This is a genomic window from Methylotenera sp. E1MeOHC1 (assembly GCF_058745595.1).
On record NZ_CP196025.1, the window covers coordinates 1,709,094 to 1,734,338 of the forward strand.

A 25,245-nucleotide genomic window follows, 5' to 3' on the forward strand; every position below is an offset into this window, starting at 1 on the left:
ATTATCCCGTTACCCTTTCTGGCACTGGTTTAGTTTTATCTTTTTTCGTATACCAAGGCATTAGCGCAAAGAACAAGAAATAAACCACAGTAAAGACACGTGCTACTACAGTCGCGCGATCAGCGCCACCCATCCATGCACCGAACTGACCCCAAACATTTGATGGCACAGTACCAAGGTAGCCAAGCACCAAGAAGCTGATGACAAAAGCAACCAACCATTGTTTATATAGAGTGCCGCGATAGCGAATAGACTTCACTGGGCTCTTATCCAACCAAGGCAGCAAAGCAAAAGCTACTACTGACAAGCCCATTGCTGCCACACCAGGGAACTGTGAATTCAAGATTGGCGGAACCGCACGCAAGATTGAGTAATATGGCGTGAAGTACCAAACTGGTGCAATGTGTGCTGGCGTTTTAAGCGGGTCAGCAGGCACAAAGTTATTTGCCTCCAAGAAGTAACCGCCCATCTCAGGTGCAAAGAAAATAATGGCTGAGAACACAATCAGGAACATAGATACACCAACCAAGTCCTTAACCGTGTAGTAAGGATGGAATGGAATACCATCTAAAGGGAAACCTGTTTTCTTGTCTTTTAGTTTCTTAATTTCCACACCATCAGGGTTGTTTGAACCAACCTCATGCAAGGCAATCAAGTGAGCAACAACCAAACCAACCAATACAAATGGTAAGGCAATTACGTGGAAGGCAAAGAAACGATTCAGCGTTGCATCAGACACCAAGTAGTCACCACGCAACCACTCCGAAACGTCTGGGCCGATAAATGGGATAGCAGAGAACAAGTTAACAATTACCTGCGCACCCCAATAAGACATTTGACCCCAAGGCAATAGGTAACCAAAGAATGCTTCACCCATTAATACCAAGAAGATAGCAACACCGAACAACCAGATCAACTCACGCGGGTTCCTATACGAACCGTAGATGATGCCGCGAAACATATGCAGATAAACCACAACAAAGAACATAGATGCGCCAGTTGAGTGCATGTAGCGAATCAGCCAACCCCATGGCACATCACGCATGATGTACTCAACAGAACCGAATGCTAAATCCGCATCTGGTTTGTAATGCATGGTTAAGAAAATACCGGTCAATATTTGCAGCACCAAAACCAACAATGCCAAAGACCCAAAAAAGTACCAAAAGTTAAAGTTTTTTGGTGCGTAATACTCAGTCAAATGCGCCTTAACGTTACTCGTTAATGGGAAACGGGCATCAACCCAATTTAAACCGTCATTTAGAGCGCTAGATAGCGCTGATTTATTTTTATCAGTCATGATTATGCTTTCTCTTCAGTATCAACGCCAATCAGAAGTAGATTTTCACTCAAATATTTATGTGGCGGCACTACCAAGTTGATAGGTGCTGGAGAACCCTTAAACACGCGGCCAGCCAAATCAAATTTAGAGCCATGGCATGGGCAGAAGAACCCACCAGTCCAACCTTCACCCATATCGCCACCACTTTGCAATTTGCCAGTAGGTGAACAGCCCAAATGCGTACAGATACCAACAATCACAGCAAGATTAGGCTTAATTGAGCGGCCTTCGTTCTTACAATAAGTAGGCTGCTGTGAAGTAACATCAGATGCAGGATCTGATAATTGAGCATCATGCTTAGCTAACTCAGTTGTCATTTCTTCAGTACGATTAATAATCCATACTGGTTTACCTCGCCACTCAGCCGTCATCATAGTGCCTGGCTCAATTTTGCTAATATCAACTTCTACAGGCGCACCTGCGGCTTTAGCACGCTCGCTTGGCGTCATGCTTTTCACAAAAGGCACGGCCACTGCAGCACAGCCCAATGCACCCACTGCAGAAGTGGCGATTAAGAAGTTACGTTTTTCTTGGTCTACTTGAGAACACCCGCACGATTGCGAGTCAGCCTGCTGATTGTCATTTTGGTTGTCTGACATGTTTTCCTCTTGCTCGAAAGGATTGACTAGATTAGACGCCACGCCTTAGCTAGGCATGCAGCGTCACCTTTTACTAAAAATCTAAACACCCATTACTGGGTAACTGACTATCTTCTACTTAAGATATAACCTGCGCTACTTAATAACAGCCAAAGCAATTTAAAATATAGACAAGGCTTCATGTTTAGGCGCCAGATTATACAATTTTTTGCCCTCCAATTAAAGCTTTATTTATTAAGTTACTGAAATAAAACGATTAAACCGGATTATGTATATCGATAAACACATGCTCCAAATTAAACTTTTCCGCCAAATGCGCACCTAGCGCCTGCACGCCATAACGCTCTGTTGCATGATGCCCTGCGGATATATATGCCACGCCAGACTCAATCGACTGATGCACTGTTTGCTCGGATATTTCCCCACTGATAAATAGGTCAACTCCCAATGCTATCGCTTGATCTATATAACCTTGCGCAGCCCCTGTGCACCAGGCCACCTTCTTAATAACCTGCGCGGCCTCACCAATTGTCAGCACTGAGCGCCCCAAGCGCTGCTCGATTAAATCTGTAATTGCAGACAAAGGTAAGCCTTCACCTAATTCGGTACAGGCAATTAAATCATCAGCACCAGCATAGTTCTGCGCCTCAAACCCTAACAACTTACCAAGCTGCACATTATTACCAAACTCACCATGTGCATCTAATGGCAAGTGGTACGCCATCAGATTGATATCATGCTCCAGCAGGAATTTGATGCGCTTACGCTTAATGCCAACCAGCTCTGGCGCTTCATTACGCCAGAAATAGCCATGATGCACCAAGATCAAATCAGCACCTACCTGATGCGCAGCCTCGAGCAACGCCATACTTGCCGTGACCCCAGTCACAATTCTTTTAATTTCAGCACGCCCCTCAACTTGTAAGCCATTGGGACAGTAGTCCTTGAAATGAGCTACTTGCATCAGTTGTTGGGTATAATGAGTTAACTCATTGATTTTTACCATAAGCTTCAAACCTTTAAAATGTTAGGCTATTGATTTTTAGATTGCTGACCTTATATCAAAATGTGACAAATGGCCTAATATTGAAACACTGAGGCAACCTTAGATTAAATTTGATTAATTACCATACTTAAGAAGTAAATAAAGATGAATAACTCCCTACACAAAAGATTATGGCTAATTTTTGCGCAAGCAGCCACCATCTGCATGGCATTAATATTTGTGTTACGTATTTTCTACCCAAATTTTTTCAGCTTCAGAGAGCAAGCCTTAGTAGTTAATCAGGCGGAGACAGGGAGTTCAACTAGCACTGTCTATTCATATAGCAATGCTGTCAAAAAGGCGATGCCAGCAGTTGTTAATATATTCACCAGCAAAAAGCCGCGCAGCAGCCCACATCAGGATTTTTTAGAGGACCCTGCATTTCGCCATTTCTTTGGTGACCAATTAGAAGAGCCAGAACCGCAAGCACAGCCAGAAAACAGCCTAGGCTCAGGCGTGATCGTCAGTAGTCAGGGTTTAATTTTAACCAACAACCACGTAATTGCTACCGCAGACGCGATTGAGGTCGCTTTATCTGACGGCAGAAAAATGACTGCAACCGTAGTCGGCACCGACCCAGACACAGACTTAGCACTGATTAAAGTGGATGCCAATGATTTACCTGCAATCACCTTCGCCAGCTCAGATGCACTTAACGTAGGTGATGTGGTATTGGCCATCGGCAACCCTTTTGGCGTTGGCCAAACCGTGACGCAGGGCATCGTCAGCGCACTGGGCCGCAGCCATTTGGGGATTAATATCTATGAAAACTTCATACAAACCGATGCTTCTATCAACCCAGGCAACTCTGGTGGCGCTTTAATTAATACAGAAGGCAATCTAGTGGGTATCAACAGCGCAATCTACTCACGTAGTGGCGGCTCAATGGGCATTGGCTTTGCCATTCCGACCACATTAGCACGACAAGTTATGGAACAAATTGCGGCGCAAGGCAATGTTACGCGCGGCTGGATAGGTATTGAAGCCCAGGACATTACACCAGAGCTGGCAGAGTCATTTAGATTAAATAAAGCGCAGGGTGCCTTAATTGCCGGAGTGCTGAAACACAGCCCTGCAGACAGAGCCGGTTTACGTTCCGGAGATATATTGGTTGCGATTGAAGGCAAGCCAGTGACGGACAGTGGAAGCATGCTTAACTTGATTGCGGCATTACAACCGAATCAAAAAGCAACCTTGCAAATTGTACGTGATGGCGCTATCGCCAACATTGCCATCATCATTGGCAAGCGGCCTAAACCGGTCGCGGCGCCCGAGTAAGCACTAAACCGGCGGCAAAATGGTAGGTTCACTTTCTTTAGTAGTGAACCTTGCCACCACAATGCCTAACTCATAAAGCAGCCACATGGGCATTGCCAGCATAAATTGTGAAATCACGTCTGGTGGTGTGACGACCGCAGCAATCACAAACGCCCCAACCACGACATAACCTCTTGCTTCTTTTAGCGCATGTATCGTCACCCAGCCGAAGCGCGCCGCCATTACCACAGCAATCGGCACCTCAAATGCCAAGCCAAACGCAAAGAACAATGTAATGATGAAATCTAGGTAATTACCTATATCCGTCATTACCGCAACCCCTACAGGCGCAGTACCCACGATAAAACCAAAGATTACTGGAAAGACAAGAAAATAGGCAAACGCCATCCCGGACAGAAACAAAAAGCTACTGGCCAGAATGATAGGAATCATGAATTTTTTCTCGTGCGCATATAGGCCAGGCGCCACAAACGACCAAACTTGATACAAGGTATGTGGCAATGAGAGCAAGAATGCCGCCATCATTGCAACCTTCATCGGCACGAAGAATGGTGTAGTCACCGCAGTGGCAATCATCTGCCCGCCTGCTGGAAGCTTGCTTAACAAGGGCGCGGCAAGCAAAGCATAGATTTCATTTGCGAATGGAAACAGCGCAATAAAAACAACGACAAATCCGACTACGATACGCAGTAAACGGTTTCTTAACTCAATTAAGTGTGAGATGAAATTTTCTGTAGGAGTCACAACGGTGGCTAGTCTTTAACGGAAGTAGGGGAATGTTCAGGCAATTTAGCAGCGTGGTCTGCTGTATCATCACTTTGCTGCTGAGCGTTTTGATTGAGCGGGTCAACCGTTTCGGCCAAGTAGTCTACGCCACTCTTGATACCAGCTTGCGCACTATCTGTCGCCTGCTGAATTTCTTGTTGCAGCTTCTGCAACTCGGCAAACCGTGATTCACGATTCACCTCCTCTTTAATCTGCATCATATAGCGCTGCATACGCCCCACCATAGTACCGATGGTGCGCGCCACTTTAGGCAGCTTTTCAGGGCCAATGACAATCAGCGCAACAATCGCGATTACAACTAATTCAGAAAATGCAATATCAAACATGCTGCCTAAACCCTATAAACCAAAGATGCGATGCACTTCAACATTGAATACTGTTTATTTCGCAGCAGTCGTAGATTTAGCTTTTGCTGGTGCTTTTTTTGCTGTTGTTGATTTAGCTTTAGTTGCGGTAGTTTTACTAGCCGCCGCTGATTTTGCCGGTGCTCTTTTTTTAGCCGCTGGTTTTGCTGGTGCTACAGCAACCGCTTCACCTTCAATTAACACAGAGTTGTTTGCAATCGGCTCTTGTGGAGGCGTATCAGCAGCTGCACTTTTACCTTCATTCACAGCGTCTTTAAAATTTTTTACTGCACCGCCTACATCACCACCAATATTACGAAGTTTTTTTGTGCCGAACACGAGCACTACAATGAGTAAAACTACCAACCAATGCCACCAAGCTCCGATTCCCATTGCTACTCTCCTAATTAAATATGTTTAAACTATGTTTTAGGTAGGGTGCTACCACCACCAAATACATGCATGTGCATATGAAACACTTCCTGCCCACCTTCACGCCCAGTATTAATCATAGTGCGGAAACCAGCCAAGCCCTGCTCTTTAGCCAACTCAGGCGCTAGCAACAACATCTTACCCAATAATGCCTGATGTTGCGAGTCACAACTCGCCAAACTATCAACATGTTGCTTAGGCACGATGAGAAAGTGCACTTTAGTAATGGGGTGTATGTCATGAAAGGCGATGACATCATCATCCTCATAAACCTTCTTTGAGGGGATATCGCCTTGCGCAATTTTACAAAAAATACAATCAGCACTCATTTGATATTCTTTCTATTGACTGCTACAGATCGAGCCAAACATGATGAAACTGGAGCAATACGGAATTAACCACTTTAATCTTACTTGTTGCGACTAGCCTTTTCATCAATACCAGATAAACCCTCGCGCCTAGCGAGCTCAGCTAATACATCCTGAGGCTTCAAATCTGCTTTTGCCAGCATAATCATGGTGTGAAACCACAAATCTGCCGTTTCGTAGATGATTTCATCCTTATTGCCGCCTTTGGCCGCAATCACTGTTTCAGTCGCTTCTTCACCTATCTTTTTTAAAATGCTGTCCATGCCTTTAGCATAGAGCTTTGCAACATAAGATGAGGCTGGATCGGCAGACTTACGCTGCTCCAGCAATTCAGAAAGTCGGCTTAGCACATCATTCATATCATTACTCATGCTTATAAATTTCATCAGGATTTTTGATAACAGGCTGATCTACCACCCAATTATCGTCTTTTAAAGTCTTAAAGAAGCAATTGTGCCTGCCAGTATGACAAGCAATACCGCCCACCTGTTCTACTCTAAGCAAAATCACATCCTCATCACAGTCTAGGCGAATCTCATGTATTTTTTGTACGTGGCCAGACTCCTCGCCTTTACGCCACAACTTATTACGCGATCTTGACCAATAAACGGCCTGATTGGTCTCGCTACTCAATTGCAAGGCTTCACGGTTCATCCAAGCAAACATCAACACTCGCCCAGTGTCATGCTCCTGAGCGATGACCGGCACCAGACCATTGGCATCCCAAGTAACTTCATCTAACCAATTCATCTAATCACTATCTATTGAAATATCTGTTGATATCCAAGTATTACACAGCTACAGCACAAACAAAACGAGTGCCAATCAACTTTAGAGATTGCTAGCGCCTAATCTCAATACCATGTTGTGCCATGTAGTCCTTGGCCTGTTTGACCGTATATTCACCATAGTGGAATATACTCGCTGCCAATACCGCATCAGCGCCACCTTCTTTAACACCATCCACCAAATGCTGTAAATTACCAACACCACCTGAGGCGATAATAGGCACCTCTACTGCGTTGCTAATGGCTTTATTCAGTGGGTTATTAAACCCAATTTTGGTGCCATCCCGATCCATACTGGTTACTAACAACTCCCCAGCACCAAGACTCACCATATATTCAGCCCATTTTATGGCATCTAAACCAGTTGCCTTACGGCCACCATGTGTAAACACTTCCCACTCGAAAGGCTGGTTATCTACTTTTTTGGCATCAATCGCAACCACAATACATTGTGAGCCAAACTTAGCGGCGGCATCTTGCACCACTTTAGGATTTAACACCGCCGTGGTATTGATACTCACCTTATCTGCACCTGCGTTTAGCAGACGGCGCACATCTTCAACCTCGCGCACACCACCACCAACAGTCAGCGGGATAAATACCTGGCTAGCCACCTCTTCAATGATATGCAAAATAAGACCGCGGTTATCTGAGCTTGCGGTGATATCTAAAAAAGTAAGTTCATCAGCACCCTGGTCATCATAACGCTTGGCAATCTCTACCGGATCACCAGCATCTCTGAGCTCAAGAAAGTTAACGCCCTTTACCACACGGCCATTAGTGACATCCAAGCAAGGAATAATACGTTTGGCTAATCCCATCAACTAAACCTTATGCACTTAACTCGTCGGCAAGCTTCTGTGCTGCCGTAAAGTCTAAGGTGCCTTCATAAATTGCACGGCCGGTAATCGTACCAATAATGCCTTCACTGGCTACCGCGCATAATTTTTTAACATCGTCTAAATTTGTGACACCGCCTGAAGCAATTACAGGGATTGTCAGCGCTTGTGCTAATGCGACTGTGGCTTCGATATTTACACCAGTCAACATACCGTCACGGCCGATATCCGTATAAACAATTGACTCAACACCATAGTCTTCAAATTTCTTTGCCAAATCAATCACATCATGACCTGTCAGCTTAGACCAGCCATCAATCGCTACTTTTCCATCCTTAGCGTCTAGGCCGACCATAATCTGCCCTGGGAATGCATAGCAAGCCTCATGCAGAAAACCCGGGGTTTTGACCGCAGCCGTACCGATTATGACATAGTCAATACCGCTATCTAAATAGCGCTCAATCGTGTCTAAATCACGGATACCGCCACCCAATTGAATTGGGATTTTTCCGCCGACAGCACTTACGATTGACTTAATTGCACCCTCATTCACAGGCTTACCCGCAAAGGCACCATTCAGGTCCACAAGGTGCAAACGCTTGCCACCGCGATCAACCCAATGCCTAGCCATTGCGCCTGGGTCTTCTGAGAACACGGTCGACTCTTCCATCAAGCCTTGCTTAAGTCTGACGCAGTGACCATCTTTTAAATCAATTGCTGGGATAATTAACATAGTAAGAATTAAATTTTATTTACGAAAAAGTTAAAAAGAGAATAGCTGGTTATACAGTTAAGGCCAACTTAATTAGGTGACCAATTGATAAAATTGCTCAACAGTTGCAGACCGGCATTCGCGCTTTTTTCTGGGTGAAACTGTACTGCAAATAAATTATCTTTAGCAATCGCACAAGTAAAGCGTTTGGGGTAATCGCTATAGCCTTCAATAATGGTATCGTCTGCAGGTTGCACATAATAACTATGTACATAATAAAACCTAGCGCCATCCTCTATGCCTTGCCAGAGCGCATGTGCTTTAGATTCAGCATGCTGACGCTGATACACTTGATTCCATCCCATGTGCGGCACTTTCAGCTTCTCACCTTGGGGATCAATCATGTCGGCGTGGGCAAATCGTTTCACGCTGCCCTTAAACAAACCTAAGCCAGCAGCATCGCCTTCTTCTGACCGCTCAAATAACATCTGCAAACCAATACAGATACCCAAGAACGGTTTATTTTTTGCTGCATCAAGCACGGCGCCGCGCAAACCTCGTGCATCTAACTCACGGATGCAATCTGGCATTGCGCCTTGTCCAGGAAATACAACGCGTGATGCGTTTGCTACGTCATCAGGGTTACTCGTCACGACTACATTTTTTGTAGGTGCAACATGCTCCAATGCTTTTGACACCGAGCGTAAGTTACCCATGCCATAATCAACCACTGCAATATCAATTGTACTCATATTTTAAATGTTGCCGAATATCACTCTTCAAGGTTAAGTCTGGATAGACCTATAAACTACCTTTTGTAGACGGCATAATACCCGCCATACGCGCATCCAGCTCTACAGCCATACGCAGCGCCCGACCAAAGGCTTTAAATATTGTTTCTGCCTGATGGTGTGCATTATGACCTTTTAAGTTATCAATATGCAAAGTGACATTAGCATGATTAACAAAGCCTTGGAAAAACTCATGCACCAAGTCCACATCAAAATTACCAATTGCAGCGCGTGTGAAAGTACAGCCAAACTCCAGCCCAGGGCGCCCAGAAATATCCAGCACCACCCTTGACAACGCCTCATCTAACGGCACATAGGCGTGACCGTAACGGCGAATACCCTTTTTATCGCCAACCGCTTGTGCAAAGGCTTGGCCTAGCGTAATGCCGATATCCTCAACTGTGTGGTGCGCATCAATATGCAAATCACCCTTAGCATTCACTTCTATGTCCATCATGCCATGACGTGCAATCTGGTCTAGCATGTGATCCAAGAAGCCTAAGCCCGTGTTAAATTTAGAAATACCAGTGCCATCCAAGTTGATGCTCACTGTAATTTGGGTTTCTAGGGTGTTCCTAGTAATTTTAGCGTTACGCATAAGTCTAATGTTTTATGTTATCAGCATGCATTTTAACCCATTACAAGGTTGTAACACATAGCTAGGTGATGAATTTAAAGTCTAAAATAAAAAAACCCCAGTTTTAAGGCTGGGGTTTTTTACTAAACTACTTAGTGATTAGCTAAATAATTTTTTGATCCAGCCGAACAAACCACCAGTTGAACCGCCATGAGCGATTGAAGTGATTTCTGCAGCAGCAGCAGCTGGGTCAGCAGCGCCGTAGATTGCAGCACCAGCAACAATGATAGTTGCGCCAGCGTCACGTACTTGTGCAGTAGTAGCAGCTTTAACGCCACCAGCAACTGAAATTTCAAGACCTAAGTTCAAGCCAGCAACCAAAGCCAAGTCACCAAATGGTGTTTGACCAGCAGCTTGTTGATCTAAACCAGTGTGCACGCCAATGATATGCGCGCCTAGTTTTGCAACTTCTTGTGTACGTGCTTTTTTGTCAGCAACGTTGATCAAGTCAACTTGTGCTTTTTTACCGTATTTGTTAGCAACGTCGATTACACCTTTGATTGTACCGATATCTGAAGTACCCAATACTGTACAAATGTCAGCACCTGCTTTGTAGAATGGCTCAGCTTCGTAGAAACCAGCATCCATTGTTTTCAAGTCAACTAAGATTTTGTTGTTTGGGAACTTAGCACGTAATGTTTGTAGCAATTTGATACCGTTATGCTTAATGCATGGTGTACCAATTTCTAAAATATCCACGTGTGGAGCAACCTTAGTTGCTAAAGCAACTGTTGCGTCGAAATCTAATGAGTCTAATGCCATTTGGGTTTGTGCCACGATACATCCTCCAACTAATAATAAATCAGATTAATGACTTACCTAGGTTAAAAATACAGATTGAAAATAATTATTATATTGTGCACAAAACGCACATTTCGCTATCATAACCGCACTTCGTGTGAAAATTCAAACTTTTCATGCTTAATTTGCATGTTTTATCTATATAAAAAGTTTGAACACACTAAATAGTTCAGAAAATGCCCGCAACAACACTGGTTTTCAGCAATACTTTGAGTATTTTCGCCAAAACTGCGGCAAAAGGCTTTATTCGCTTAACACAGCTTTCAATGCTTTAATTAGGAGCACAGATTGCTCATCTGTGCCAATTGTAATGCGCAGATAAGGCGCAATTCGGCTAGGCGACTTAAAATGCCGCACAATAATGCCATGCTCACGCAGTTTTGCACTTAACTCAGCGCCATCACGTGCCGTATGTTTTGCAAAAATGAAATTAGCGCCTGATGGCAATACTTCAAAATCCAATGCCAGCATATTAGCCACCAAAGCGTCGCGTGTTGCGATTACTTTTTGGCAGGTTTCTTCAAAATAGTCTACATCCTGCATTGCCGCCACCGCGCCGGCAGAAGCAAAGCGATCAATCGGGTAAGAGTTGAAGCTATCTTTAACCCTTATCAGTGCCTCAATCAATGCTGCGGAGCCCAATGCATAGCCGACACGCAGGCCCGCCAATGAGCGTGCTTTAGATAAAGTGTGTGTCACTAGTAGGTTAGGATATTGCTTAATCAGGCTTACTGCGGACTCTGTACCAAAATCCACGTAGGCTTCATCAATCACAACCACGGATTCAGTATTGTTTTGCAGTATCCATTCAATTTTTTCCAATGCAAGCGGCATACCGGTTGGCGCATTAGGGTTGGGGAAAATAATGCCGCCGTTAGGCTTTATATAATCTTCCGTGCGGATGCTAAAATCTTCTGCTAGTGGAATCGTTTCATAATCAATACCATATAACCCACAATACACAGGGTAAAAACTATAGGTAATATCAGGAAACAACAACGGCTTTGCATGTTTCAACAGTGCCTGGAACACATGTGCCAACACCTCATCAGAACCGTTACCTACGAATACTTGGCCGCTATCTAAATGATGCACTTTAGCGATTGCCGCTCTTAATGCGTCAGAGTTTGGGTCTGGATATAAACGCAAGGTTTCTGCAGCTTCCAACTTCAAAGCCTCTATCACCTTAGGACTTGGACCATAAGGATTTTCATTGGTATTGAGTTTTACCAAATTGTTCATTTTTGGCTGTTCACCCGGCACATAAGGGGTGAGCTTATGAACAACATCACTCCAATATTTACTCATACTAAACCCTCAGACATACGCTCTGTCATCACATGACTCAACGCGAAATTAATGGATAGGCAACCAATCTGCAAACGGATATGCGCCATGTAACGCACTCAGCATCATGAAAGGCGGATGCTAAGTGCGCCTGCAGAATTACTTAAGACGATATTCAGCAGAACGTGCGTGCGCCTGCAAGCCCTCGCCATAGGCTAACGTTGCCGCAATCTTACCCAGCACTTGCGCACCTTCAGAAGACACCATGATTAAACTAGAACGTTTTTGGAAATCATAAACACCTAGTGGTGATGAAAACCTTGCAGTACGTGAAGTAGGTAACACGTGGTTAGGCCCTGCACAGTAATCACCTAAAGCTTCACAGGTATCACGCCCCATAAAAATAGCACCGGCGTGTTTGATTTTTTTGCTAAATGCCAACGGCTCTTCTACAGACAACTCCAAATGCTCGGGAGCGATGTAGTTGCTGATTTCAGCCGCTTCATCTAGATCACGTACATGAATTAAAGCGCCGCGATCGGTCAATGAAGTGGTGATGATATCCTTACGCGGCATATCCTCTACCAGTTTTTGAATGCTAGCAGAGACTTGATCTAAAAACGCAGCATCTGGGCTTAGCAATATGGATTGCGCCAGCTCGTCATGCTCGGCTTGCGAGAATAAATCCATCGCAATCCAGTCCGGGTCTGTCTTACCGTCACAAATTACTAGAATTTCAGAAGGGCCAGCCACCATATCAATACCAACTACACCAAACACACGGCGTTTAGCAGCAGCAACATAGGCATTACCTGGGCCTACAATTTTATCCACTTGCGGCACGGTTTCTGTACCGTACGCTAACGCACCTACCGCTTGCGCACCACCGATACAAAATACACGATCTACACCACAAACCGCGGCAGCTGCTAATACCAACTGATTTTTCTCACCATTAGGCGTTGGCACCACCATAATAAGCTCTTGCACGCCGGCCACTTTAGCTGGAATCGCATTCATCAACACTGATGAAGGATAAGCCGCCTTGCCACCCGGCACATATAAACCTACGCGATCCAGTGACGTTACCTGTTGACCAAGCAAAGTGCCATCGGCCTCAGTGTAGCTCCACGAGCTCATCAACTGTTTTTCATGATAACTCTTCACACGGTCTGCCGCAGCCTGCAATGCAGTACGCTGCTCAGCAGGCAACCCATCCAACGCTGCATGCAGCTCAGACTGACTAATTTCAAGCTCACTGAGCTTGCTCGCACTGGTCTTATCAAAACGATTGGTATACTCAAGCACCGCAGCATCACCACGACGTTTAACATCTTTTAAAATGTTCGCAACCACTGCATCGATGTTATCGTCTTGCGCTGTTTCAAAGGCAAGCAACTGCTTTAAGTTCGCCTGAAAATCGCTATCTAAAGTAGAAAAACGTCTAATTTTCATATCACTAAACCTATGTGCCTAAATTATTTATTTTTTGCAATTGCTGTTTGAAATGCATCCATAATCGGTTGCAACTTATCTCGATTGAGTTTCAGTGAAGCCTGATTAACCACCAGCCTAGAGCTGATGTCACCAACCTCTTCTACCGCTTTCAGCTTGTTAGCACGCAAAGTACCACCAGTGCTAACCAAGTCCACAATCACATCAGCCAAGCCCACTAATGGGCCTAACTCCATTGAACCATACAGCTTGATTAAATCAACGTGCATGCCTTTTGCCGCAAAATGCTCACGCGCTGTTTTAACGTATTTAGTTACCACCTTAAGGCGTGCACCACTGCGAATCGAGCCAAAATAATCAAAATCATCACGCACGGCTACCATCATCTTGCATTTTGCAATCTGCAGGTCTATCGGCTGATACAAACCATCACCGCCATGCTCATCCAGCACGTCCTTACCGGCGATGCCCAAATCAGCTGCACCATACTGAACATAAGTTGGTACATCGGTCGCACGTACGATAATCAAACGCACGTCAGGGCGGTTTGTTTCTATAATTAACTTACGCGATGACTCAGGATCTTCAGCCGCATGAATGCCTGCTGCAGCCAATAGTGGCGCAGTCTCTTCAAAAATTCTGCCCTTTGAAAGTGCTATCGTAATCATATTTCAGTATTCTCTATGCTATTCGCTTTACGTTGGCACCTAAGGCATTTAGCTTAGCTTCCAAGTTTTCATAACCACGATCTAAATGGTAGATACGCTCAATCACCGTGTCACCACGTGCCACTAACCCTGCCAATACCAAACTTGCTGAAGCGCGTAAATCAGTTGCCATTACGGTAGCGCCATCTAAAAATGACACACCTTTAACTAAGGCGGTATTACCATCCACATCAATATCCGCACCCAAACGCTGCATTTCTTGTACATGCATAAAGCGATTTTCAAAGATTGTTTCTGTGACTTTAGATACACCAGTCGCAATGGTATTAAGCGCCATAAACTGCGCCTGCATATCAGTTGGGAATGCTGGATGTGGTGCGGTACGAATATTTACCGCTTTTAACTGGCCATCACTTTTCACAGTAATGCTGTCAGCATCAGATGTCACCGTAGCGCCAGCTTCGCGCAACTTCTCGATTACTGCATCTAGCAAATGCGTTTGCACATTACGCAAGGTAACCTCGCCGCCGGTCATTGCTACGGCCACCATATAAGTGCCCGCCTCAATGCGATCACACACTACGTTATGCGTAGCGCCTGATAGGCGCTCTACGCCTTCAATGGTAATTACATCAGTACCTGCACCGGTGATTTTTGCACCCATTTTAATCAGGCACTCTGCCATATCGACAACTTCAGGCTCTTTTGCTGCGTTCTCTAATACAGTAGTGCCATTTGCCAATGCTGCGGCCATCATCAGGTTTTCAGTACCAGTAACGGTCACTAAATCCATATAATAGCGCGCACCTTGCAAGCGCTGATTAGGCAAGTGCTTAGTAGTTGCCTCAATGTAGCCGTGCTCGATATGAATTTCAGCACCCATAGCCTGCAGGCCCTTGATGTGCAAATCTACCGGACGTGAGCCGATAGCACAGCCGCCAGGCAGCGAAACACGGGCATGTCCAAAACGCGCCAACAGCGGACCCAATACCAAAATAGACGCACGCATGGTTTTAACCATTTCATACGGCGCCTCTTTCGTGTGAATCACACTGGCATCTAACGACACCTTGTCTGCATTACGCTCAGCTTTTACACCCATTTGCTCCAAAAGCTTAATGGTTGAGCCTACATCCTTAAGGGCTGGTACACTAGATAGGTGTAATGGAGTTTCTGCTAGTAATGCTGCGCACAAAATCGGCAATGCCGCATTTTTGGCACCAGAAACCACCACCTCACCATGAAGGCGATTACCGCCTGTAATCAGCAGTTTGTCCAATTATTTGGTCGCATTCAATAATGTTTGCAACTCACCACTTTCGTACATGGCACGCATAATGTCTGAACCACCAATGAACTCACCGTTAATATACAACTGTGGGATGGTTGGCCAATTTGCATAAGACTTAATACCTTCACGGATATTTTGATCTGCCAACACATCAACTGCCACGTACTCTACGTTACATGCATTGAGGATTTGCGTTGCCAAGTTTGAGAAACCACATTGTGGAAATTTTGGACTACCTTTCATGTACAGCACTACTGGGTTACCTGTTACCTGACTTCTGATTAATTCCTGCGTATCCATTATTTATCCTAATTACAAAACTATATTACAAAACTTTTTACCGACACTTGGTTAGACACACTTTAGCCTTAGTTGTTAGCTTGCAATTTCAACCACGCTTCTGGGGTTAAAGTTTGCATTGAGAGGGCGTGAATCTCCGCTCTCATCCTGTCGCCTAATGCTGCGTACACCAATTGATGCTGCTTAACCATGGTCTTACCAACAAATTCAGGGCTGACAATTACCGCCTCAAAATGCGTACCGTCATCACCTAATACTTTTATATAATCACACGCCAAATTTTGCGTGATGTATGTTTCTAACTGCTGGGCACTTAACACGTGTCACTCACCTTTAATTATTCAACTAGCTAAATTGTTTAATTTAGCATTATGACCTAAGTTTATAGCCTGATTTTAACATTTTTAATGTGATCAGTGCTAACACAAGGAAGGACGCCGCCACGATGAGCAAACTAAGTACTGGAGATACATCACCCTTACCAAAGAAGCCATACCTAAACCCGTCTATCATGTAGAAAAATGGATTTAAATGAGAAACTTTTTGCCAAAATGGAGGCAGTGAGTGAATCGAATAAAACACGCCAGATAAAAACGACAAAGGCATGATAATAAAATTCTGAAACGCAGCCATCTGATCAAATCTATCCGCCCATATGCCTGCGATAATGCCAAAAGTACCGAGCAGCGCACTGCCGAGAAAACCAAAAGCAACCAGCATCCATGGGCTTGCCACTGTTAAATCAACAAACCACATGGCCACCAGATAAATACACAAGCCCACCACTAACCCGCGAATAATCGCAGCAATCAGGAATGCTAGAAAAAACTGTAAATGCGTCAGTGGTGTTAACAAAACAAATACAATATTACCCATCACTTTGGATTGAATCAGACTAGATGAACTGTTTGCAAACGCATTTTGCAACACAGACATCATAATCAAACCCGGTATTAAAAACTCAGTGTAAGCAACTCCATCATAAACCTGTACATGCTTGTCCAGCACATGAGAAAAAATCAATAAATAAAGTAAGGCGGTAATGACGGGCGCAGCTACGGTTTGAAAAGACACACGCCAAAAGCGTAGTAGCTCTTTTTTGAGTAAGGTCCACGGCCCTCTCCAGCTAGAGACCTGATTGCCAGTGATAGGTTGTTTTACATCATTCATCATACTTGACTCGCTAATTTATGCTCAGCGGCAGCATTACCCACCAATGACAAAAAGACGTCCTCTAAATCAGCCTCGTTTAATTGCATATCTATCACCTTAATACCGCCAGCGCGCAAAGACGAAAGCACATATTCAATCTGTATCATATCGGTTAGCGCAAAGGTATAAACACCGCGTTCTACATGACGCACCATGCTCTGCACCTCTGATGGCAACTGCACATCACCCAAAGTCAAACGCAGATGTTTGCCTGCAAACTTGTTCAGCAAGTTTGCTGTGCTATCAAGTGCAACAATCTCGCCCTGCTTCATCATGCCGACACGGCTACACAATGTTTCAGCCTCTTCTAGGTAATGCGTCGTCAGAATGATGGTGTGACCATCACGATTTAATTTTTTAATAAACTCCCACAGCATTTGGCGTAACTCAACGTCCACACCTGCGGTAGGCTCATCCAATACGATCACTGGCGGCTTATGCGCAAGCGCTTGCGCAATTAGTGCGCGGCGCTTCATGCCACCCGACAATTTGCGCATATTGGTATTAGCTTTATCCGCCAACCCCAAGCCTTCCAGCACCTCATCTACCCAAGGGTCATTTTCACGACCCAGCCCGAAATAACCAGCTTGAAACCGCAGCATTTCGCGCACATTGAAGAAAGGATCAAACACCAACTCTTGCGGTACAACGCCCAACAACTGACGCGCCTGCTGATACCGCTGCTGCACATCAAAACCCATCACCGAAATATCGCCGGCACTAGGGGCGATAAGACCCGCCAAGATATTAATCAATGTGGATTTTCCTGCGCCATTCGGCCCAAGCAAAGCGAAAAACTCACCTTGCTCGATGGTGAGATCAACCCCTCTTAAAGCATGCAGTGCACCAAAATGCTTATGCACACCACGAATTTGAATAGCAGGATGGTTCAAAAGTGACTTTCGATTAACAGTTTAAACTTATCGGCATACAGCAACTAACGGCTCAGCCTTCTAAAGCAATGCCAGCGCCAAAAAAATACTACTTTCAAATACATTAAACCAAAGCGCCAAAACCCTTTCGAATACCGAAAGGGTTTTGAGTAGGATTCAGATTACTGATTAAGCACTGAGCGGGATAAAGTCAGCAACACCGTAAAGTGTAGCCAAACTTTCTAGCCCCTCGGGTAAATTCACAAATGTGATTTTGTGATTAGCAGCAATTGCCCTACGCTGCCATTCCATCATCAAACTAATTGCAGAAGTATCTGTATTAGTTACTGCAGAAAAATCTATCTGTAGTGCATCATTCATGACTAACGCATTACTCTCAACCAGCACCGCATTAGCATTATCAACCAATATCTCACCAGAGAGCAGCCACGTATTTCCTTGTGATACTACGTTACTCATACGCCAGATGCTTTATTCTTATCCGCAAGTTTTTTATTCAAGCTATCAAGGCCATTCTCACGAATTTCACTGCTGAACTGGCTGCGATAGTTAGTTACCAGACTGACACTTTCAATCACAATATCATAAACCTTCCAGCCGTTATCAAGCTTTACCAAGCTGTAATCCACTGAAATAGGTTGACCACCCGGCTGTAATATCTGAGTTTTTACGCTCACATTTTTTGCCGCCGCATCAGCACGCAAAGGCTTGTATTCAATTACTTGATTTTTATATTTACCTAGCGCTGTCGCGTAGGTACGTAGCAACAATGTACGAAACTCTTTTTGGAAAGCAGCTTGCTGTTCTGGCGTAGCAGCTCTCCAGTTTTTACCTAACACCATACGACAAACGCGCTCAAAATCGAAGTTAGGCAAGATTTTCTCTTCAGCCAGTGCATAAATCTTTTGCTGATTACCCGCCTGAATGTCTTTATCATTCTTAAGTGTGTTAAGCACATCTTCAGCCGTGCGTTTCACTAGCTCATCAGCAGTAACTTCAGCTTGCGCCAAGTTAGCATTAACAAACATTGCTGTAACGAAAGTGACATTCATCACCAACTTCAAAAACATTTTCATTTGAGACCTTTTATATTTTCGTCAAAATGACAAATTAACTAAATTAACATCAAAAAAACAATCACCAGCCGTGACTAAAACGGTGCATCACCCAATTCGGTTGACTTTTCCTTTGCCGGCTCAGTAGCCGCAGGTGCTGCTGACTTATCTTTATCTGTTTCAGAGGCTTTATTATACAAAAACTGACTAATCATTTTCTCTAATACAATAGCGTCTTGAGTTTGGCTAATTTTATCACCAGTTTTCAGTACGTCATCTTCTCCGCCAGCTTCCAAACCAATATATTGCTCACCTAGCAAGCCTGCCGTGTAAATATTGGCAAATGTATCTTTGGGGAACTGATAACGTTTATCTATTTTAATCGTCACGACTGCCTCGTAAGTTTTGGCATCAAAACTAATATCTGCAACGCGACCAACTACCACGCCAGCGCTTTTCACCGGTGCATTTGGCTTTAAACCGCCAATATTCTCAAAAGAAGCGCTAACAGAATAAGTCTCGCCAATTTTATTCGAGGTTAAATTACCAACTTTCATAGCAAGGCCCAGTAACGCGGCTGCACCCAACGCTACAAAAACACCCACCCATAAATCTATTTTTGTTCTATCCACTTCACTACCCTCTCAACTTTATTTTTATGGGCTAAACAACCAGCATAAAAGACGTTAATACAAAATCCAAACCCAATACTGTGAGCGATGAAATCACTACGGTTCTAGTCGTTGCGTGGCTGACACCCTCTGCCGTTGGCGGCGCATCAAAACCTTCGAACAAAGCAATCATTGTACAAGCAACACCAAACACCACGCTTTTAATTACGCCATTAATAATATCCGCACGCACATCCACATTGGCCTGCATTTGTGACCAAAATGCACCCTCATCCACACCAATTAGCGGCACCGCCACCAAATAGCCACCTAGCACGCCGACCATTGAAAACAAGGCAGCAAGGATTGGCATTGAAATCACACCAGCCCAAAACCTTGGCGCAACCACGCGCGCGATTGGATTAACCGCCATCATTTCCATTGCCGATAATTGCTCGGTTGTTTTCATCAGACCAATTTCAGCTGTAATTGCGGTACCAGCACGCCCAGCAAACAGTAAAGCTGTCACTACCGGCCCTAACTCTCGCACCAAGGCCAAGGCAACCAACACTCCTATCGCTTCTGATGAGCCATATTTCTGTAGCGTGTTATAGCCCTGTAGCGCCAGCACCATACCCACAAAGAATGCAGACACGATAATAATGAGTAAAGACATGACGCCCGTAAAATAAACCTCACGTAACGTTAAGTGGAAGCGCCTAAAACTTTCACCTGAGTAAACAATAGCCAGCATAAAAAGCCTAGCCCCTGCACCTAAACGCCAGACGCGCGTAATCATGCGACTGCCAATACCGCGCAAAAGCCGAGAAACCATATTAATTATTATATTAATCATTAAACTAAATCCATTAAACTGCTATTTTGAAGCTGAACACTCAACCCAACAACTGAGCCCGATAGTCAGGCGCCGCATAATGGAAAGGCACTGGACCATCTTTTTCCCCATGCACAAACTGGTGAACAAATGGAAGGGTGGATTGCATTAAATCTTCAGGCGTACCTTCTGCTGCCACTTCGCCGTTTGCAACAAAATACACATAGTCAGCAATCAAAAAGGTTTCTTTAACATCGTGTGAAACAATAATAGAAGTCGCGCCCAGCGCATCATTGAGGCTACGAATCAACCCGCATATCACGCCCATAGAGATTGGATCCAAACCAGCAAATGGCTCATCGTACATAATGATACTTGGATCTAAGGCTACCGCTCGCGCCAGCGCGACACGGCGCGCCATACCGCCAGACAACTCGGTAGGCATAAATTTGTAAGCACCTCGCAAACCTACCGCATTTAACTTAAGCAACACCAAGTCACGAATCATAGATTCGGGTAAATCTGTTAACTCGCGCATTGGGAACGCAACGTTATCAAATACGCTTAAATCGGTAAATAAAGCACCGTGTTGAAACAGCATACCCATACTGCGACGCAATTGATAGATGCCATCACGGCTTTGCTCATGCACCACTTGCCCATTAACGCGCACTTCACCTTTGGTAGGTTTAACCTGCCCGCCAATTAAGCGTAACAATGTGGTCTTACCGCTACCGCTGCCGCCCATAATGGCTACTACTTTCCCCTTAGGGAAAGCCATGTTAATACCCTTGTGCAATACGCGACCATTGTACCCAAAGGAAAGGTTATCGATTTCTACAATATTTGATGTCATTTAAAGCACAATTTTTCAGTTAGTTTTCTTGCTTTTATCCAAGGTGCCATTTTAGAACAATTAAGATTCTACGCAAGCTTAAATGTCAGATACGCAAGTGCTCAAGTACTCACACCAATAAAAAAGCCCGCTATAAGCGGGCTTTTTACAAACTTAGTTTAGAAACTCATACAAACTGTGTAAGCATTGCCGTCAACGATATTAATCGTAGCAACGCCTGCTGCGTTAGCTGCAGCACCAGCCGCCACCGCCCTCAACGAGCCCGTAGCCGGATCACCATCATCCATATTAATGTCAATTTGTTTAACCAATTGCCCCCTGATGTTTTCAGAGCACACCACATACAAACCGGTCATACCAGCAATCGTGGCAAAACCAGTCATACTCTGCACACCAATACGTCCATTATCCGCATTTCTTGGATAGTAGTTTGGATCAGCCACAGCGGTCGGCCCTGTAGCAAAACCAGCGAAACGCACATGCTGCCAAAACAACGCTGATTCAGAAGTGCCATCTTCCAAATTCCACGCCCCCTCAATACGCGCATTTCCTAGTGTAGCAGCTGGCGCAGCTGGCGTTGCACCCGTTATGTGTGCAGCAACATTCGCATCATCACCTGGCAAAGCCCTAAATTTATCCTGGTAGCCATAAATAAATATCTGCGCATTTTTGAGATCACTCGCAATGCTTTTTGCTTTTGCACTATTGATCAGCTCTTGCCCTTTAAGTACGCCCCCAAGCAATAGGCCAATAATTACCAGCACAATTGCCAACTCAATTAGCGTAAAGCCTGCCTGTGTTCTTTTCATTTAATTCCCCGAACTGTGCGCTATTTAGTGCGCCAATTTAAACATGTAAGTTAAAACACCCAGTGAGTGTCAATTTTTAACTAGCAATTAACATACCAGCTACAATTGACTGCATCTACAACAATTTTGCTTGTATTCTACAAGATATAACATCGATTACGCACGAATTATTGTCAAGTATTGGACACTTATGTTCAAATTCGGACAGTATGTTAACTTTATCAATTTGTGAATCAGCTAAAATATGCGCACGCTCTATCAATTTTACCAGCTAGCCCTCAACAACCATGATCGCTTGATGGCACTCATGATGCTGTCACTGCACGGACTTTTAGTCTGGGGCGAAAATGGTCATTTGCACACCGCATTACTGCTGTGCCATTACGGTTTCTTCTTGCTATGGCAGCCAGTGATGCGCCAAAGCGACAAGCTATCTTGGAAAATGGTTGGGATTGTACTAACTGGCGCTTACCTCACCACATTCCTTACCAATTGGTGGGTCACTGCATTTTGGATTGCTGGTTTATTTTCCCTAATTGGTGGGCGCGTACTATCTAGCGAGGCTTCACACTCAAAAGTTCCCAACATTCTTGCTGCTTCATACTTGCTTGCTATTCTATTGCTTTGGGTTGTACCTAAGCTACTTAACGCTAACAATGATTTACTAGCGGCAGAGCTACTACTTATTTATGTATTACCCATACTACCACTCACCATTTTATTTTTGTCCGCAAAAAATAGCACTCCTGTCGACACGCCCAATATTGACTTCTTTTACACCTTACTTATCTTTTTACTGACCATAATTGTCATATTAAGCAGCTTTGCAATTGGGATTATCTGGCAAATTCATTATGTAAAACTGCTGATCTTTACTGTTTTTGGCTTAGCAACTACCTTAGTTGCAATTAGCTGGTTATGGAACCCTAGCGCAACTTTTTCCGGCCTTGAGCTACTGATGTCGCGCTACCTATTAAGTATCGGACTACCGTTTGAACAGTGGATTAGAAAAATTGCGGCATTTGCCGAGAACGAAACTTCTGCCGAAGGTTTTTTACAAGCATCCATGCACGAATTAGCTGCATTAAATTGGGTGAGCGGGGTATCGTGGCACTCTGACAGTACTCAACAAAAAATTGGCGAAACCACGCACTACATCTCCACCTTCAGCTTTCATCAGCTGCACCTAACGCTTTACTCACGCTGGCAATTTACCCCTGCCATGTATCTGCACGTACAACTACTCACGCAAATTCTAGGCGAATTCTACGAAGCAAAGCGCCGCGAAGAAACTATCAGTCAAAATGCTTACATGCAAAGCTTATATGAAACCGGCTCTAGACTAACGCATGACATCAAGAACATTTTACAATCACTAGGCACACTGTCTGCTGCAGCTGAGCAGAGCAACCATGCAGAAGACGACGCCAGACTGGTTGACCTTATCAAGAAGCAATTACCAAGATTAAGCCAGCGCCTTGCAAGCACGCTAAATAAACTTGAAGAGCCTGGCGTAGAGAAAAAGAATCAGGCTAAGGTCAGCTCTTGGTGGAAGAACTTCAAGCAACTTAACACGCATCAGCAAGTACAGTTTGAGGCACCAGCGAACTTACCCAAAACAGACATAGACCCCGATGTTTTAGATAGCGTGGTAGACAACCTGATACAAAACGTACTAGAGAAAGCCAGACTGGAAACCGGCATCAGCATCAATGTGGCTATCATGCCGTCCAATCACTTTTGCATTGAGGTGACAGATACTGGCTCAGCAATGCCTAGTGAGATAGCAGAGAAACTGTTTAAAACTCATGTCCACTCAAAAAGCGGCTTGGGGGTGGGTTTATATCATGCCGCACAGCAAGCACAACATGCAGGCTATATATTAAGCCTGACCGACAATATTGATGGAGAAGTTAGATTTAGGCTAGAAAAAGTACTTTGATGCACTTTAAATATCTGTAAATGTCAGCGATATAAAAAATAAAGCCTTGTGATTAGAACAATCACAAGGCTTTATTTATAAGCAACGAACTTGTTGCATTAAATGTAACAGGGTAACGTTAGCTATAACGTACCATAGGAATGCAAGCCACTCAGGAACATATTCACACCCAAGAATGCAAAGGTTGTAATAATCAAACCGATTAGCGCCCACCAAGCCAGCAATGGCCCACGCAAGCCTTTAACCATACGTAAATGCAACCATGCTGCATAGTTCAGCCAAACAATCAGCGCCCAAGTTTCTTTCGGGTCCCAGCTCCAGTAACCGCCCCAAGCTTCAGCTGCCCACATTGCACCTAGAATGGTTGCAATCGTGAAAAAAGCAAACCCAACCGCAATAGCCTTATACATTAAATCGTCCAGCACATCTAAACTAGGCAAACGCGAAGTAAGCACACCTTTACTAGCCAGCAGATAGGATAACGCGACCATAGCAGCTAAAGAGAATGAGCCATAGCCGACAAAGTTAGCAGGGACGTGTATCTTCATCCAGTAGCTTTGCAGCGCAGGTACCAGCGGCTGAATATTATGTGCCGCGCGATCAAAGGTATACCACAAGATAAAACCAACCGCGGCATTAATCACCAGCAGCACAAAACCACCCAATTGTTTGGTGTTTAACTTTTGCTCATAGTGCAAATACAGCAAAGCAGTGATTAAGCAAAACAATACAAAAACTTCATATAAATTGCTGACAGGAATATGCCCAACATCGGCTGCGATTAAGTAAGACTCATACCAGCGCACCATCAGGCCCACAAAACCAAACAGCACCGCAGTCCATGTTAGCGCTGAAGCCACCTTGCCTGTAAATACGCTACGTTTGTATAACGCAAACCAGTAAGTCACCATGGCAAGTACAAATAAAACATTCATCCACATAATGGCTGACTGGCTTGCAATTAGAAACTTCAAGAAGAATACTTGGGTTGCGCGCGCCTGATCACCATGATACAAAGAGATCGCAGCTAGGCTCAATACACCAACACCAAGCACCAAGCGCCCAAGCGCCTTCCACTGCCAACCCAGATAGCTAATCAAAGCGGCTGCCCCGAATAAGAAGGTCACCTCATACGCATCCATATAGTGTGCATATTTAATAAAAGCGAATATTGAACCCGCAACAATCACTAAGGCATATAGCCAATCTTGCCAGTTCAACCTTTGTAACAACGTTTGTTGTTGATAACCCATTGTGTCATTCATTTTC

Annotated in this window: 31 protein-coding genes; 2 read left to right on the forward strand and 29 right to left on the reverse strand. The window is 44.4% G+C overall.

The features are described 5' to 3' along the window. Nucleotide 1: 1 nt before the first annotated feature. The 3 genes from ACSSU7_RS08050 to ACSSU7_RS08060 form a co-directional block, all read right to left on the reverse strand. Nucleotides 2-1,300 (reverse strand): cytochrome b, encoded by a 1,299-nt coding sequence (locus tag ACSSU7_RS08050; protein ID WP_492516003.1) that lies wholly within the window; start codon nt 1,298-1,300, stop codon nt 2-4. A 2-nt stretch (nt 1,301-1,302) separates the two neighbouring features. Further along, nucleotides 1,303-1,941 (reverse strand): ubiquinol-cytochrome c reductase iron-sulfur subunit, encoded by a 639-nt coding sequence (petA, locus tag ACSSU7_RS08055; protein WP_492516004.1) that lies wholly within the window; start codon nt 1,939-1,941, stop codon nt 1,303-1,305. Nucleotides 1,942-2,197: 256 nt separating this feature from the next. Continuing rightward, nucleotides 2,198-2,947, reverse strand: a complete 750-nt coding sequence (locus ACSSU7_RS08060) for a Nif3-like dinuclear metal center hexameric protein (RefSeq protein ID WP_492516005.1) — start codon at nt 2,945-2,947, stop codon at nt 2,198-2,200. A 144-nt stretch (nt 2,948-3,091) separates the two neighbouring features. Here ACSSU7_RS08060 and ACSSU7_RS08065 point away from each other — a divergent pair, with 144 nt between their 5' ends. Continuing rightward, on the forward strand, nt 3,092-4,264 hold the full coding sequence (locus tag ACSSU7_RS08065) for a Do family serine endopeptidase (protein WP_492516006.1): 1,173 nt from the start codon (nt 3,092-3,094) through the stop codon (nt 4,262-4,264). A gap of 3 nt (nt 4,265-4,267) precedes the next feature. Here the strand turns inward: ACSSU7_RS08065 and tatC are convergent, their stop codons facing one another. The 25 genes from tatC to ACSSU7_RS08190 form a co-directional block, all read right to left on the reverse strand. Continuing rightward, on the reverse strand, nt 4,268-5,008 hold the full coding sequence (gene tatC, locus ACSSU7_RS08070; RefSeq protein WP_492516007.1) for a twin-arginine translocase subunit TatC: 741 nt from the start codon (nt 5,006-5,008) through the stop codon (nt 4,268-4,270). Nucleotides 5,009-5,016: 8 nt separating this feature from the next. Next, nucleotides 5,017-5,376 carry a Sec-independent protein translocase protein TatB gene (gene tatB, locus ACSSU7_RS08075; RefSeq protein ID WP_492516008.1) on the reverse strand — a complete coding sequence of 120 codons (360 nt, stop codon included), beginning with the start codon at nt 5,374-5,376 and terminating at the stop codon, nt 5,017-5,019. A 54-nt stretch (nt 5,377-5,430) separates the two neighbouring features. Further along, nucleotides 5,431-5,787, reverse strand: a complete 357-nt coding sequence (gene tatA, locus ACSSU7_RS08080; protein WP_492516009.1) for a Sec-independent protein translocase subunit TatA — start codon at nt 5,785-5,787, stop codon at nt 5,431-5,433. Between the two features lie 29 nt (nt 5,788-5,816). Further along, a complete protein-coding gene (locus ACSSU7_RS08085; RefSeq protein ID WP_492516010.1) occupies nt 5,817-6,155 on the reverse strand; it encodes a histidine triad nucleotide-binding protein in 339 nt (112 codons plus the stop codon). Between the two features lie 80 nt (nt 6,156-6,235). Continuing rightward, nucleotides 6,236-6,553, reverse strand: a complete 318-nt coding sequence (locus ACSSU7_RS08090) for a phosphoribosyl-ATP diphosphatase (RefSeq protein WP_492517780.1) — start codon at nt 6,551-6,553, stop codon at nt 6,236-6,238. 4 nt (nt 6,554-6,557) lie between these two features. Next, complete coding sequence (hisI, locus tag ACSSU7_RS08095) at nt 6,558-6,944, reverse strand: phosphoribosyl-AMP cyclohydrolase (protein WP_492516011.1); 387 nt, start codon at nt 6,942-6,944, stop codon at nt 6,558-6,560. A gap of 91 nt (nt 6,945-7,035) precedes the next feature. After that, a complete protein-coding gene (gene hisF, locus ACSSU7_RS08100) occupies nt 7,036-7,803 on the reverse strand; it encodes an imidazole glycerol phosphate synthase subunit HisF (RefSeq protein WP_492516012.1) in 768 nt (255 codons plus the stop codon). A gap of 10 nt (nt 7,804-7,813) precedes the next feature. Next, entirely contained in the window at nt 7,814-8,554 is a 741-nt protein-coding gene (gene hisA, locus ACSSU7_RS08105) for a 1-(5-phosphoribosyl)-5-[(5-phosphoribosylamino)methylideneamino]imidazole-4-carboxamide isomerase (protein WP_492516013.1), read from the reverse strand. A gap of 68 nt (nt 8,555-8,622) precedes the next feature. Beyond that, nucleotides 8,623-9,285, reverse strand: coding sequence for an imidazole glycerol phosphate synthase subunit HisH (gene hisH, locus ACSSU7_RS08110; RefSeq protein WP_492516014.1), 663 nt, complete (start codon nt 9,283-9,285; stop codon nt 8,623-8,625). 49 nt (nt 9,286-9,334) lie between these two features. Next, complete coding sequence (hisB, locus tag ACSSU7_RS08115; RefSeq protein WP_492516015.1) at nt 9,335-9,922, reverse strand: imidazoleglycerol-phosphate dehydratase HisB; 588 nt, start codon at nt 9,920-9,922, stop codon at nt 9,335-9,337. A gap of 138 nt (nt 9,923-10,060) precedes the next feature. Further along, on the reverse strand, nt 10,061-10,738 hold the full coding sequence (hxlA, locus tag ACSSU7_RS08120) for a 3-hexulose-6-phosphate synthase (protein WP_492516016.1): 678 nt from the start codon (nt 10,736-10,738) through the stop codon (nt 10,061-10,063). A gap of 267 nt (nt 10,739-11,005) precedes the next feature. Then, entirely contained in the window at nt 11,006-12,070 is a 1,065-nt protein-coding gene (gene hisC, locus ACSSU7_RS08125) for a histidinol-phosphate transaminase (protein ID WP_492516017.1), read from the reverse strand. 138 nt (nt 12,071-12,208) lie between these two features. Beyond that, nucleotides 12,209-13,504 carry a histidinol dehydrogenase gene (gene hisD / locus ACSSU7_RS08130; RefSeq protein WP_492516018.1) on the reverse strand — a complete coding sequence of 432 codons (1,296 nt, stop codon included), beginning with the start codon at nt 13,502-13,504 and terminating at the stop codon, nt 12,209-12,211. A gap of 23 nt (nt 13,505-13,527) precedes the next feature. Continuing rightward, on the reverse strand, nt 13,528-14,172 hold the full coding sequence (gene hisG / locus ACSSU7_RS08135) for an ATP phosphoribosyltransferase (RefSeq protein WP_135278044.1): 645 nt from the start codon (nt 14,170-14,172) through the stop codon (nt 13,528-13,530). A gap of 13 nt (nt 14,173-14,185) precedes the next feature. Then, nucleotides 14,186-15,451, reverse strand: coding sequence for a UDP-N-acetylglucosamine 1-carboxyvinyltransferase (gene murA, locus ACSSU7_RS08140; RefSeq protein WP_492516019.1), 1,266 nt, complete (start codon nt 15,449-15,451; stop codon nt 14,186-14,188). After that, entirely contained in the window at nt 15,452-15,763 is a 312-nt protein-coding gene (gene grxD / locus ACSSU7_RS08145; RefSeq protein ID WP_492516020.1) for a Grx4 family monothiol glutaredoxin, read from the reverse strand. Nucleotides 15,764-15,831: 68 nt separating this feature from the next. After that, nucleotides 15,832-16,083, reverse strand: a complete 252-nt coding sequence (locus tag ACSSU7_RS08150) for a BolA family protein (protein ID WP_135278050.1) — start codon at nt 16,081-16,083, stop codon at nt 15,832-15,834. A gap of 49 nt (nt 16,084-16,132) precedes the next feature. After that, nucleotides 16,133-16,936 (reverse strand): ABC transporter permease, encoded by an 804-nt coding sequence (locus ACSSU7_RS08155; RefSeq protein ID WP_492516021.1) that lies wholly within the window; start codon nt 16,934-16,936, stop codon nt 16,133-16,135. Then, nucleotides 16,933-17,868: an ABC transporter ATP-binding protein gene (locus ACSSU7_RS08160; protein WP_492516022.1), complete on the reverse strand. Its 936-nt coding sequence runs from the start codon at nt 17,866-17,868 to the stop codon at nt 16,933-16,935. Before ACSSU7_RS08160 ends, ACSSU7_RS08155 begins: the two co-directional genes overlap by 4 nt. A gap of 168 nt (nt 17,869-18,036) precedes the next feature. Further along, on the reverse strand, nt 18,037-18,327 hold the full coding sequence (locus ACSSU7_RS08165; protein WP_492516023.1) for an STAS domain-containing protein: 291 nt from the start codon (nt 18,325-18,327) through the stop codon (nt 18,037-18,039). Beyond that, complete coding sequence (locus ACSSU7_RS08170; protein WP_492516024.1) at nt 18,324-18,944, reverse strand: MlaC/ttg2D family ABC transporter substrate-binding protein; 621 nt, start codon at nt 18,942-18,944, stop codon at nt 18,324-18,326. Before ACSSU7_RS08170 ends, ACSSU7_RS08165 begins: the two co-directional genes overlap by 4 nt. 74 nt (nt 18,945-19,018) lie before the next feature. Continuing rightward, nucleotides 19,019-19,555, reverse strand: a complete 537-nt coding sequence (gene mlaD / locus ACSSU7_RS08175) for an outer membrane lipid asymmetry maintenance protein MlaD (RefSeq protein WP_492516025.1) — start codon at nt 19,553-19,555, stop codon at nt 19,019-19,021. Between the two features lie 31 nt (nt 19,556-19,586). Beyond that, nucleotides 19,587-20,390: a lipid asymmetry maintenance ABC transporter permease subunit MlaE gene (mlaE, locus tag ACSSU7_RS08180; RefSeq protein WP_492516026.1), complete on the reverse strand. Its 804-nt coding sequence runs from the start codon at nt 20,388-20,390 to the stop codon at nt 19,587-19,589. A 40-nt stretch (nt 20,391-20,430) separates the two neighbouring features. Further along, on the reverse strand, nt 20,431-21,225 hold the full coding sequence (locus ACSSU7_RS08185) for an ABC transporter ATP-binding protein (protein ID WP_135278063.1): 795 nt from the start codon (nt 21,223-21,225) through the stop codon (nt 20,431-20,433). 158 nt (nt 21,226-21,383) lie between these two features. Continuing rightward, the gene (locus tag ACSSU7_RS08190) at nt 21,384-22,034 is read right to left on the reverse strand and encodes a prepilin-type N-terminal cleavage/methylation domain-containing protein (protein WP_492516027.1); all 651 of its coding nucleotides are present in this window, start codon (nt 22,032-22,034) and stop codon (nt 21,384-21,386) included. A gap of 244 nt (nt 22,035-22,278) precedes the next feature. On the opposite strand from ACSSU7_RS08190, the gene ACSSU7_RS08195 reads away from it, so the two are divergent. Then, entirely contained in the window at nt 22,279-23,976 is a 1,698-nt protein-coding gene (locus tag ACSSU7_RS08195; RefSeq protein WP_492516028.1) for an ATP-binding protein, read from the forward strand. A gap of 122 nt (nt 23,977-24,098) precedes the next feature. Here ACSSU7_RS08195 and ccsB read toward each other — a convergent pair whose 3' ends face one another. Continuing rightward, the gene (ccsB, locus tag ACSSU7_RS08200) at nt 24,099-25,241 is read right to left on the reverse strand and encodes a c-type cytochrome biogenesis protein CcsB (RefSeq protein ID WP_492516029.1); all 1,143 of its coding nucleotides are present in this window, start codon (nt 25,239-25,241) and stop codon (nt 24,099-24,101) included. Between the last annotated feature and the right edge of the window lie 4 nt (nt 25,242-25,245).